We start from the raw sequence: 12,098 nt of genomic DNA on the forward strand, positions 1-12,098 counted from the left end.
AGCAATGATCGACCGAACCCTTCTTCGCGAACAGCCCGAGACCGTTCGCGAGGCGCTCGACCACCGAGGCGATGACATCGACCTCGACGGCCTCATCGACCTCGACGAACGGTGGCGCGAACTCAAAGCCCGCGGCGACGAACTCCGCCACGAACGCAACGAGATCACCGACCGCATCGGCGAACTCGTCGCCGACGGCAAAGACGAGGAGCGAGAAGCCGCCATCGAGGAATCAAAGGAGCTCAAAGCCGAGATCGAAACCGTCGAGGCCGAAGCCGCGGAGTTGCGCGACGAACTCGACGACCGCCTCCTCGAAATCCCGCAGCTCCCCCACGAGAGCGTTCCCATCGGCGATGACGAGTCTGACAACGTCGAGGACCGGCGCTGGGGCTTCGACGAACTGCGCACGATCCCCGACGAGATCGTCCCCCACTACGACCTCGGCGAGGAGATGGACATCATCGACGAGGAACGCGGCGCGAAGACCACCGGCTCCGGCTTTTACTTCCTCAAGGGCGACGGCGCACGGTTGGAACACGCGCTCATCCAGTTCATGCTCGACGTGCACCGCGAACAGGGCTACGTCGACATCGTCCCGCCGGTCCCGATCACCAGCGAGTCGATGCGCGGCACCGGCCAACTCCCGAAGTTCGCCGACGACGCCTACCGGCTCGGCGGCCGCAACGACGAACCCTACGATGACGACGACCTCTGGCTCTGCCCCACCGCCGAGGTCCCCGTCACCAACATGTACGCCGACGACATCCTCCTCACGGACGACCTCCCGCTCAAACACCAGGCCTACACGCCGAACTTCCGACGCGAAGCCGGCGAACACGGCACCGAAACCCGCGGCATCGTCCGCGTCCACCAGTTCAACAAAGTCGAACTCGTCAACTTCGTCGAACCCGCGGAGAGCTACGACCGACTCGAAACCCTCCTCGGCGAAGCCGAGGAAGTCCTTCGTCGTCTCGACCTCCCCTACCGCGTGCTCGAACTCTGTACCGGCGATCTCGGCTTCAAGGCGACCAAGCAGATCGATCTCGAGGTCTGGGCCCCTGCGGACGATATGGACGACGGCCCCGACGAAGGCGGTCGCTGGCTCGAAGTCTCAACCGCCTCGAACTTCGAGGACTTCCAGGCCCGCCGCGCCGGCCTTCGCTACCGCCCCGAGCGCCACGAGTCGGCAGAGTACCTCCACACCCTGAACGCCTCGGGCGTCGCTATTCCCCGCGTGATGGTAGCCGTCCTCGAATACTACCAGAACGAGGACGGCACCGTCACGGTCCCCGAGGCGCTGCGCCCCTACATGGGCGGCCAAGAGCGCATCGAGGGCCACGAGAAAGTCGGCGAGAGCGCACTCGGTGCCGGCGAACGAGAGTAACGGCTCGCCGACGGCGATCGGAACCGCTCGAACCGATGCCGCTGGGACTCCCAACGCGCACCCGCACCATCACTCGTGACGCCCAAACGAACCGCCAAAACGAATTAACAGCGGAAAATAGCTCCGTCTCTCGAACGAGTTTCCAATACTAATTGGAGCGTTGACTGCAGCATCGACCCACCGGTCACGTTTAACTGTGAGACAATCGAACGAACGGCTATGGCGTCATACGAGGAACGAGTCATCCGGCTGATCGCTAACCCGGACAACCGTGCGATTCTGACGATTCTCGACGACGCATCCCGACCGCTCTCCGTGGCATCGCTCGCCGACCAACTCGTTTCTCGCGACGCAACCGTTGTCGACGCAACAACCTACGACCGCCGTCTCGACTCGATGCGCCTCTCCCTGCACCACGCCCGCTTACCCCGCCTCAACGACGCTGAACTCGCCGCGTACGACCCCGAGCAGAACGTCGTTTCCGCCCGAGACCACGCCATCATCGATCCCGAATGGCTCGAGTTCGATCTCCTCGACGAGTTCCTCTCGCGATTCGGCGGCAAGCGTGGCCCCGACACGATCGGCATACTCGAGACAGAGGCAGCGATCTACGACTACAGCCGCGAACTGGCGGACAAAGCCGACGATGAACTCTTCATCATCTATACATCTGTTGATCTGCTCGATGAGGGCTGTCTTCCGCACACGACGCGGGCGATCGAGCGCGGGGTGGACTTTTATGCCGGGTCGCAGAACCCCGACGTCAGACGGTTCTTCCGGAATAACGTTCCGGAAACGACCATCTGGGAGCCACAGCTAGATTGGATGAACGAGCCATCGCGGTATCCGCGCCTCAATCGCCTCATCGTGGCCGACCGTGAGAAGGTGTTGCTCTCGCTACAAGAGGAGCCGCCGTCCGATGGCGCAGCGACAACTGACACGGAGACGGGGTCCGAGACTGAAACCGAAACTGCAACCACGCACAACACGAAAAACGGGAGCCAGACGACAATCAAACCCACCGAAACCGCAATGATCGGCGAGGGAACAACCAATCCACTCGTCGTCCTCGTCCGAGAACTACTCGGACCACGCCTCGACCACCTCGATTATCAGAGCGACCACTTCACGGGCGAACTTCCATTCGAACCATGACCGACACCTCACGATCCGGCGGTGACGACGAACCGCCGCCAGCAACCGTCCAATCGACCCACGAGTTCACCGATGACCAACCCCCGAGCGAGACGATCGTTCGGGCCGTCGCCGCACTGACGAACACGCCGGTACTTGAACTCGAGCCGCTGTATACGGTTATCGATCCGGCGCAGATCGACGAGACGTACGAGAAAACGAGTGCGGCGGTCCAGGCCGAGTTTTCGTTTACGTACAGCGGTTGCGATGTGACGGTGACTCGTGAAGGGGTTCACGTGCGGCGGGAGAGAGACGGGGCCGGGGCGAACGAGAACACGGACACCTAACCGGGCCGGGCTATCGCGACTCTGCGTTCGGTGATTGCATCTCGTTCTCGATGAACGACCGGCCGTCGTGGACACTCGCGAGTTGCGAAGATAGTGATCGCCGGTCGGGCGGCCGGAGCGTGGCGTGGCGGCTCCGCCGTTGCTGCGGGTGACTCGACCGTTCGAAGCAAGAAAGACCGACGGCGTCGGTCGAAAAGAAAGGCGCTTAGATGTACTCGATCGCCGGTGGGAGTTCGAGCTTCATGCCCTTGCGCTCGCGAATCTCCATGATCTTCTCGCGCTGGAGCGAATCGGACATGACTTCGAAGCCGGCGTTTTCCGTGTTCCAGGAGGCGCGGCCTTCGGTTGCAGAGCGAATGTCGCTGGCGAAACCGATCATCTCGCCGACGGGGGCGATGCCCTCGACGACCATCAGATCGCCTTCCTGGTACATGTCGTCGACGCGGCCACGACGGCCCTGGATCTCGCCGGAGGCGGCACCCATGTGGTCGTTCGGAACGTCGATACGAACGTCCTGCATCGGTTCGAGCATCTTGATCTGGCCGTCGATCAGCGACTTGTGGACGGCCTCGCGGGTTGCCGGGATGACCTGTGCCGGGCCGCGGTGGATGGTGTCCTCGTGGAGTCGGGCGTCGTGCAGGCGGATCAGCGTCCCCTGAACCGGCTCGTTGGCGAGCGGGCCGTTGTCGAGTGCGTCCTCGAGCCCCTCGATGACGAGTTCCATCGTCTCGTTCAAGTGCTGGATACCCTTCGTGTCGTCGATGAGGATGTTCGTCCCGTGGATGTGTTCGACGTTCTGGGACGTGTCCTTGTCCATGCCGGCATCCTGAAGGGCCTCACGGCGTTCCTGCTCGGGCATGTCCATCGAGGCCTCGCCGAGTTGGATCGTCTCGACGAGTTCGTTCGTCATCGGTTCGATGGAGATGTAGAACCGGTTGTGGCGGTTCGGCGAGATGCCCTCGACTTCGGCGCTTGCCTGCTGGGGCTGCTCGCGGTAGACGACGATCGGTTCGCCGGTGTTGACGGGAATGCCCTGGTTCTTCTCGATACGCTGGGTGATGACTTCGAGGTGGAGTTCACCCTGGCCGGAGATGAGGTGTTCGCCGGTGTCCTCGTTGATGGTGATCTGGATCGTCGGGTCCTCCTTGGAGACCTGTCGTAGCGTCTCGATGAGCTTCGGCAGGTCGTCCATGTTCTGGGCCTCGACGGACTTCGTAATGACCGGCTCGGAGATGTGTTCGATCGATTCGAACGGCGTCATGTCGACGCTCGAGACGGTCGAACCGGCGATGGCGTCCTTGAGACCGGTGACGGCGGCGATGTTCCCCGCCGGGACGCGGTCGACTTCCTCGCGCTCGCCACCCATGTAGATGCCGACGCTCTGGACGCGGTTCTTCCCGGCGGTACCGGAGACGTACAGCTCCTGGCCCTTCTCGAGCGTGCCGGAGAAGACGCGGCCCGCGGCGATTTCGCCGGCGTGGGGGTCGATCCCGATGTCGGTGACCATCAGGACGACGTCTCCCTCTTCATCGACGAGGCGCATGCCCTCGGCGAGATCCGAGTCGACATCGCCACGCCAGATGCGCGGGATACGACGGGGCTGGGCGTCGACCGGGTTCGGAAAGTGCTCACAGACCATGTCGAGCACGACGTCCGACAGCGGCGTCCGCTCGTGGAGTTCCTGGCGCTTGTCCGCGCGCTCGAGTTCCATGATTTCGCCGAAGTCCATACCGGTCCGTTGCATCGACGGCATGGAGACGCCCCACTTGTACAGGGCGGATCCGAAGCCGACGGTGCCGTCCTCGACGGAGACGGTCCAGTCGTCGATGTCGTCCATGTCCTCGGTCATGCCGCGGATGAGTTCGTTGACGTCGCTGATGACCGAGAGCAGGCGCTGTTGCATCTCCTCGGGACCTTCCTGCAGTTCGGAGATCAGGCGGTCGACCTTGTTGATGAACAGGGTCGGCTTGACGCCCTCGCGAAGCGCCTGTCGCAGGACGGTCTCGGTCTGGGGCATGGCCCCTTCGACGGCGTCGACGACGACGAGCGCACCGTCGACCGCACGCATCGCGCGAGTCACGTCGCCACCGAAGTCGACGTGACCGGGCGTGTCGATGAGGTTGATGAGGTGATTGGTGTCTTCGTACTCGTGGGTCATCGAAACGTTCGCCGCGTCGATGGTGATCCCGCGTTCCTGCTCGTCTTCCTCGGTGTCCATCGCGAGCTGCTCGCCGGCAGTCTCGTCGGAGATCATGCCCGCACCAGCCAGCAGGTTGTCGGTAAGCGTCGTTTTTCCGTGGTCGACGTGAGCGGCGATGGCGATGTTCCGGATGTTCTCCGGGTCGTCCATCAACCGTTCACACTCTTGAACGATTTTCTTACGTCGGCCCATATACCCCCCAATACCGGTAGCGGGGTCAAAAGGGTAGTGTTTCGTCGGCGGCAGAATCCGACGCGTACCCCCGTTCGTGCCGTTGAATATCCATTTTGCGTGAGTGAATAACATGCACTAAGAGGGCCGACGGAGTCGCGGTCCGCTCCGCGCTCGAGTTCCACTGACTGCCACCCGGCGTAAGAGACATACCTGCCCATCCCTTGCTATCCTTGCACATGGACATTCGTATTCAGGGTCCCGGTCCGACCTCTCCCTTTCTCAGCGCCCAAGATCTCTTCGAGACCGAACACGACCTCTCACGGCCAGTCTACGTGCGCTTGCGCGATGACCCCGACGAACGTACCTGGGCCGGCCACTACGAGAACCGCCACGTCCTCAACATCTCCCGACAGGCCGCCTCCAGCGCGATGGCCCGTGAACTCGCCCTCCACGAGTTCGCCCACATGGCCAGACACGAACAGGAACATCCCTCGCACACCCAATCGACCGAAGAAGTCCTCTATCTCGCACTCGCCGGCAAGAGCGTCGAACAGCGAAAACTCTCTCACTGCTACCAGATCGCGAACCACATGAAAGACATCTACGCCGACGACATCACGCTCGAGGTCGGCCCGGGAGAGAAACTCCTCTCCTTTCTCGAGTCCGGTCTCGCAATGGCCGTCGCGAACCGCCCGGACACGCCGTCGCGGCCGGGACTGCGACGACTCTCGCCGAGCGCCGATCCCGAGATCACGGCCGTCAACGCAGCGTTCGCGCTCGCGCTCGCGGAGCGCCACGACCTCGTCGACGACGAGCACACGCACCGACTGTACGATCTCGCCCACGCGGCCGCCATGGACGCCCCCGAGGTCGACTTCGACGGCTTCAGGCGACGCTTTCGTGAACTCGGGCGGGAGACGGATTCGAGCACGTATCGGAAGGCGCTCGTCGACGCGACGCGCTCGTACGTCTCGATGAGCGACCCCGCAGCGGACTGATACCCGCACTCCTGCGGACTCGGCCGGTCACGTGCGTTCGGACGGCGTCGTGTGACGCTCAGCGGAGACGACGCGCCGAGCGGAGACGAGCGAGAGCGTCGCACCCCCGAGCAGGAAGAACCCGCCGAGCAACGCCACGGTTTCGAGCGGACCGGTGAGATCGGCGACGTACCCCGCAACTGGCTTCAACGGGGCACGAACGACCGCATAACACATCGACATCGCACTCAGGACGGTTGCGCGTCCGGTCGACCCGATTCGATCGTTGACGTACGTGGTGACCAGCGGCTTCGATAGCGCAGCGGCCCCTTTCAGAAACACGAACGCCGGAATTGCAAGCAGCGGGAGAACCGCCGGCGCGACAAGCGCCACTGCGACGGCGACGGGTACCCACACAAGCACTGCACGAATTCCGACGAGTTCACGAACGCGGGCCGCGCTATCGCTCGCGATCGCGCTGACGACGGCAAAGCAAGCATAGAGCACGCCCAGGAGTGCGGGCTCTGGGAGTCCAGTCGCCCCAATCGCTGTGCCAGCGCCCGTCCCGCCGCCCGCGCTCGCACCCATCGCTGCCATCGAATCGAGTACCCGACCGAGTACAGCCTCCGCAATCGGCTGGATGAAGGTATCCGCCGCGTTGACGACGGCGAAAAACAGCGCGATGAAGGCGACGAACGGGCGCAACGACCCCGAAAGCAGGTCCGTCCGGATGATCGACAGCGACTCGCGAACGCCGACCCGATCCGTCGCAATCGTCTCACCAGCACCGCGTGTGTTCTGCGGAAGCGAAAGAACGATGCCGATCCCGCAGGCGTGCAACGCCGCCGATGCGACGAACGGATACGTCGGATGGGCGACGTAGAGCAGTCCGCCGGCGATCATCGTAACCGCCGACGTGTACTCGTAGATCGCCCCGCCGCGACCACGCACGCGAGTGAACTCGTCGTAGTCGCCGTTGCCGTCGTTGTCGCCGTTGCGCAGGTCCGTCGCGAGCGTCTCGTACAACCAGGCGTCGGCGGTTCCCGATTGAAACGCGATCGAAACGGCCCACAGCGAGTAGAGGACGACGAACTGCCAGTACGCATCGGCGACGACGAATCCGACGACTGATGCGGTCATCGACGTCATTCCGAGCGCGAGGGCGTTCCGACGGCCGATTCGGTCGGCAACGTAGCCGGTCGGAACCTCGAGAAGGACGATGAGAACGGCGGAGATAGCGCTCAATAGCCCGATCCGGGTAAACGAGAGGTCGTTCCAGAGCAAAAAGAGCGTGAAGACCGGCCAGATGAATCCGACCGAGTCGGTCGCTTGGTAGCCGTAGTACGTCAGAATCGTCGTGTTCGGAAGACGATCGGCGGGGGACAGCACTATGCTATCGTCGCGTGGCGTCCCGTTTAGTCGTTCCCTGATCGCAGTTTATGTAAACAATCATACATATTTGCTAATAGAGTAGTTATTCAGAGGAGAACTGCGCTGCTCGAGTTCAGTTGTGACTGCGAGCGGTGACGAAATCGGCGGAGGAGAAAGACTCGATCGGCGTTAGCGAGCGGCCGCCGCGACGCGCTCTTTTTCCTCTTTCTGACTGACCGCGTAGGTCTGGACGTCGTAGTTCGCTGCGCCGGTGAGTTGAGAGGCGATTGCCTCAGGGACCGACGTGGACGACTTGAACGAGTCGTTGTGGACGCCCTCGGCGAGGAACTTCAGCGCCTGATCGACGCGGCGCTGGGGCGCGACGTCGACGGCCTTCGGGACCGAGATGCCACCGTACTTCAGGCGGACGGTCTCCTCGCGCGGCGCTGCGTTCTCGACGGCCGTCACGAGAATCTGGATCGGATTCTCCTCGGTGCGCTCGTGGATGAGATCGAACGCCTCGCGGACGTAACTGAGCGTCTTTTGTTTCTTACCCGTGTTCTCCTCGGTCTGCATGAGGCGGTTGATAAAGCGCTCGACGATGGAGATCTGGGACTTCTGGAACTGCTTGCTGGCGTGGCGACCGGCGGTGTGTGCGACCGGTGTCACCGTGATGTAGCGCTCGGTCGAGGGGTCCTCGTAGGCGATTTCGTCGATTTCCCACGTGCCAAAGAGCTGTGCACCGACATCTGCACCGCCTGCTGGGGCGTCCGGGTCCGGTTGATCTTCTGCCGCCATGGTTATCGCACCGGTTTCTCCGCGTTTCCGCGAACGAGTTCTTTCAGTGCGACGCCGTTGACCTTGTCGACCTTGTAGTTGACGCCGGAGAGGTCACCCATTGCACGACCCTTTGCCCCGCCGATACCGGCGATGGTAACTTCGTCGTGCTCGTCGATGAACGAAATTGCGCCGTCACCGGGACAGAACGCGGTGACTTGCTTGCCGTTCTTGATCAGCTGCACGCGGACGCACTTTCGGATCGCCGAGTTGGGCTGCTTGGCTTCGATGCCGACCTTTTCGAGTACGATACCTCGTGCCTGTGGCGCTCCCTCGAGAGGGTCGGACTTCTCGCGAAGTCCGCGAGCGCGGCGCGCGTAGTCAGAGTCGGACCACCGCTGATTCTGGCGGTCCTTCTTGAGCTTACGCGCGGCGTACTTGCCGTTTGCCATAGTGTCCGTCGCTATCCGACGAAGACACTTAAGCATCCCTGTTTCGATCCGCCGTTACGCCACGAGAGCGCTCGATGTACCCCGCTCGCCGGATCTGAGCGTGTTTCGTGAACTCGAGTTATCGCTCGAGCGTCGATTAGCGGGCCTCGGCAGACTGGAGGTTCCCGAACGGCACCGGGCGTCCGTGCCAGACCGCGGTCGATGTGAGTGAAGTGACAGCCGTTCCCGTAAATTCTTAGTTAGTGATGGTTCTACGGATATGAATAAAATCGTATGAGTAACGAGAAGCTATTAGTTAGGCGGGTCACATTCTGCAACCAGCATGACACTCAATACAGTACTTCTCGCCAATTCCTGGATTCAGCGACTTCTCGGTTCTAGTGACAGTAGCTCACGATCAGATGATGAACTGCCGACGGTGCACGATCGAATCGGGTACGAGGGATCACTCGAGGACGCGGAGGTGATCGGCCGGAGTCCGCAGTCGTATATCGCTGCCGGCGAATCGGTTTCGACGTTCGTGGGCAAACAGGTGACTACCAAACTCGCCCAGCACGGCCTTGAGGACATCGAAGGCGAGGAGTGGTACTCACTCAAAATCCCGCTCGCCGCCCTGTACGATATGCGCGATGAGTACGGCGATGTCAGGATGCGGAATATGGGTCGAAACGTCCCCGAACACGTCGAATTCCCGCCAGAACTGTCCAAAGTCGAGAACGCGCTACCGGGGATCAATCAGGCGTATACTCAGAACCACCGCGGTTCGGAGATCGGGTCCTACGAGTTCGAGCAAGCGGGATCGAACGAGGGAGTGATGATCTGTGAGAACCCCTATCCGTGCGAGTTCGACAAGGGGCTTATCAAGGGCGTTGCGAAGAAATTTGCCGACAGCCACGTCACGGTTGAGGAGGTCGGCGATCAGTGTCGGTCGGAGGGCGGCCAGCACTGTGAGTACCGCGTCGAGTGGATCTAACCGATTACGGATTTTCGAATTCGAATTCGAATTCGACGTCAGTACGGATACTCGCGCGGCTCGCGCTGGATCGAGATCCACTTTAGCGTCGTCAAGGTATCCATGATCCACTCGTCGTTGTACCGGCCCATGCCCGACGCACCGACGCCGCCGAACGCGACGTGGGGTTCGTCGTTCAGCGGCTGGTCGTTGATGTGAACCATTCCTGTCTCTAACGCGTCGGCCACGTCGCGCGCCCGGGCGACATCAGTTGAGTGAACCGATCCCGACAGCCCGTAGTCGGTGCCGTTGGCGATACGGATCGCCTCCTCGTCGGTCTCGAACGGGATAACCGGGGCGACTGGACCGAAGTGCTCGTTGCAGGCGGCCGGCATATCGGCCGTGACATCCGAGAGCACCGTGGGTTCGATGAACAATCCGTCGTGGTTACCGCCGGCCTCGACCGTCGCGCCACGTGCGATTGACTCCTCGAGGAATCCGACGATTTTGTCGCGCTGGCTCTCGTTGATGACCGGGCCGACGAGCGTCCCCTCTTCGCGCGGATCGCCGATAGGGAGCTGTTCGGTTCGGTCTGCAAGCCCTGCGACGTACTCGTCGTACAGCGACTCGTGGACCAGATGGCGGTTGATCGAGATACACTCCTGGCCCTGGTGAGTGAACGAACCGAACGCGCCAGCGTCGACCGCACGCTCTACGTCGGCGTCTTCGAGCACGATGTGCGCGTTGTTGCCGCCCAGTTCTAGCGCCGGTTCCGTGTACGAGCCGACGGCGCGCTGTCCGACGCCGCGACCAACTTCCGAGGACCCGGTAAACGCCATCACCGATGGGACCGAGTGACCCGAGAAGTGGTCGCCGATCTCGTGGCCGTAGCCGGGGACGACGTTCAGGACGCCCGCCGGCAGGCCGGCCTCCTCGAAGACCTTCGCGAGCACGAGGCCGCCCGTCAACGGGGTGTGTTCGTCTGGCTTTAGCACGACGCTGTTGCCCAGCGCGATAGCCGGTGCGACGACCCGACTGGAGAGATACAGCGGAAAGTTCCACGGCGTGATGACGCCGACGACGCCGGCGGGTTCGCGCACGAGCAGGTTCTCCTTGCCCGGCGTCACCGACTCCTTGCGGCGGCCGCCGTCGCGCATCGCCAGTCCGGACCCGACCTCCATCGTCCCCTGGGCAAGTTGCGTCTCGAAGTCGGCCTTCAGCTGGACACCACCGCACTCGACCGCAAACAGTGTTGCAAGGTCCTCGGCGTACTCACCCAGCAGCGCACAGGCATCCGCAACGATTCCGGCACGTTCCTGCGGCGGTCGCTTCGCCCACGCTTCCTGGGCCTCGTCCGCGATCGCGTACGCCTCGTCGACATCGTCCACGGTACTCGAAGGAACCCTCGTCAGGGTTGTCCGCGTCGCGGGATTTTCGACTTCGATCAGGTCTCGGTCACCGGCCGGAACCCAGTCTCCGTCGAGATACAGCGCGTTCCATCCGTCCTCCGGCGCGATATCGAGTTCATCTATAACACTCTCTTCGGCAGGGAAATCGTTCGTGCCCGGCATACGAACTTCGTCTCAGTGAATACTGTTTATTGTTTTGGTTATGATACTCATAGCCAAAAACTACTTGTATAGGCCTATACAGCAATGACTATCACCGAAAGAGATACGTACGTATTATTAAGTATCGTCGACTAAACAGCCGAATCGGAACCGAAGAGTTCGATGTCAAACCAGCCGCTTGCGTCTGGTGGCTCGGCCACTCGTTTCGTTCACTGTCACTGAACGGGTCACCCGCGAGTTCAACAGGGACAGTTCAACAGGGGGACTTTAACAGGAACAGTTCAACAGAGAAGGCAGATATCGAAGCGACCGGAGCCGCTCAAATAAGCTGTACGTCGTCGATCCCGCAGTGTCGATCAGCGAGCCGACGAACGGTCTCGATCGTGCGACCGTTCGACCCGATCGCAACGCCGCGGTCGGAATCGGCGACTTCGACGTAGGCGACCGTATCGTTGTTCTCGCTGATCGTCACGTTGTACACCGCTGCGGGTGCAAACGCGTTCGCGACGAACGCCTCCGGATCGTCGGCGTTTTCGACGAGCCGAACCGGCAGGCCGATACGCTCCTGAAACTGCGTTACCGTCCGTCCGTCGGGCCCGATCGCCTCGCCCAACTGACCGCTCGCGACGACGATCGTCAACTGAACTCGTGCGCCGCCAGCCTCGGTGTCGATAATGCAGTCGATACCGTCTGCACCCGTCACCTCCTCGAACGTCTCGAGATACTGCCGGGCGTCGTCGTCGAGGGTTACCGCCATCG

11 protein-coding genes are annotated in these 12,098 nt (G+C 62.0%); 5 read left to right on the plus strand and 6 right to left on the minus strand.

Features of this window, described 5'->3' with window-relative positions:
• The first annotated feature begins 4 nt into the window (after positions 1-4).
• The 3 genes from serS (at position 5) to C481_RS17060 (ending at position 2,865) form a co-directional block, all read left to right on the plus strand.
• Complete coding sequence (gene serS, locus C481_RS17050; RefSeq protein ID WP_006110571.1) at positions 5-1,384, plus strand: serine--tRNA ligase; 1,380 nt, start codon at positions 5-7, stop codon at positions 1,382-1,384.
• A 219-nt stretch (positions 1,385-1,603) separates the two neighbouring features.
• On the plus strand, positions 1,604-2,539 hold the full coding sequence (locus C481_RS17055; RefSeq protein ID WP_006110572.1) for a DUF7344 domain-containing protein: 936 nt from the start codon (positions 1,604-1,606) through the stop codon (positions 2,537-2,539).
• Positions 2,536-2,865 (plus strand): HalOD1 output domain-containing protein, encoded by a 330-nt coding sequence (locus C481_RS17060; RefSeq protein ID WP_006110573.1) that lies wholly within the window; start codon positions 2,536-2,538, stop codon positions 2,863-2,865. The genes C481_RS17055 and C481_RS17060 overlap by 4 nt, the downstream gene beginning before the upstream one ends.
• Positions 2,866-3,070: 205 nt before the next feature.
• Here the strand turns inward: C481_RS17060 and C481_RS17065 are convergent, their stop codons facing one another.
• On the minus strand, positions 3,071-5,257 hold the full coding sequence (locus C481_RS17065; RefSeq protein WP_006110574.1) for an elongation factor EF-2: 2,187 nt from the start codon (positions 5,255-5,257) through the stop codon (positions 3,071-3,073).
• Positions 5,258-5,475: 218 nt separating this feature from the next.
• Here C481_RS17065 and C481_RS17070 point away from each other — a divergent pair, with 218 nt between their 5' ends.
• Positions 5,476-6,237 carry a DUF5781 family protein gene (locus C481_RS17070; protein WP_006110575.1) on the plus strand — a complete coding sequence of 254 codons (762 nt, stop codon included), beginning with the start codon at positions 5,476-5,478 and terminating at the stop codon, positions 6,235-6,237.
• A gap of 27 nt (positions 6,238-6,264) precedes the next feature.
• Here C481_RS17070 and C481_RS17075 read toward each other — a convergent pair whose 3' ends face one another.
• The 3 genes from C481_RS17075 to C481_RS17085 all read right to left on the minus strand — a co-directional run bounded on the left by C481_RS17075 (position 6,265) and on the right by C481_RS17085 (position 8,816).
• Positions 6,265-7,605, minus strand: a complete 1,341-nt coding sequence (locus C481_RS17075; protein ID WP_006110576.1) for an MFS transporter — start codon at positions 7,603-7,605, stop codon at positions 6,265-6,267.
• A 171-nt stretch (positions 7,606-7,776) separates the two neighbouring features.
• Complete coding sequence (locus C481_RS17080) at positions 7,777-8,385, minus strand: 30S ribosomal protein S7 (RefSeq protein ID WP_006110577.1); 609 nt, start codon at positions 8,383-8,385, stop codon at positions 7,777-7,779.
• A gap of 2 nt (positions 8,386-8,387) precedes the next feature.
• A complete protein-coding gene (locus tag C481_RS17085; protein ID WP_004267302.1) occupies positions 8,388-8,816 on the minus strand; it encodes a 30S ribosomal protein S12 in 429 nt (142 codons plus the stop codon).
• Between the two features lie 418 nt (positions 8,817-9,234).
• Between C481_RS17085 and C481_RS17090 the strand changes: the two genes are divergently transcribed.
• Positions 9,235-9,789 (plus strand): 4-vinyl reductase, encoded by a 555-nt coding sequence (locus tag C481_RS17090; protein WP_006110578.1) that lies wholly within the window; start codon positions 9,235-9,237, stop codon positions 9,787-9,789.
• Positions 9,790-9,827: 38 nt separating this feature from the next.
• Here the strand turns inward: C481_RS17090 and C481_RS17095 are convergent, their stop codons facing one another.
• Entirely contained in the window at positions 9,828-11,339 is a 1,512-nt protein-coding gene (locus tag C481_RS17095) for an aldehyde dehydrogenase family protein (RefSeq protein WP_006110579.1), read from the minus strand.
• A gap of 319 nt (positions 11,340-11,658) precedes the next feature.
• Positions 11,659-12,096: a NusA-like transcription termination signal-binding factor gene (locus tag C481_RS17100; protein ID WP_006110580.1), complete on the minus strand. Its 438-nt coding sequence runs from the start codon at positions 12,094-12,096 to the stop codon at positions 11,659-11,661.
• Positions 12,097-12,098 lie beyond the last annotated feature (2 nt).

Origin of the sequence: Natrialba asiatica DSM 12278, from assembly GCF_000337555.1 — an archaeon.
Taxonomy (GTDB): Archaea; Halobacteriota; Halobacteria; order Halobacteriales; family Natrialbaceae; genus Natrialba; species Natrialba asiatica.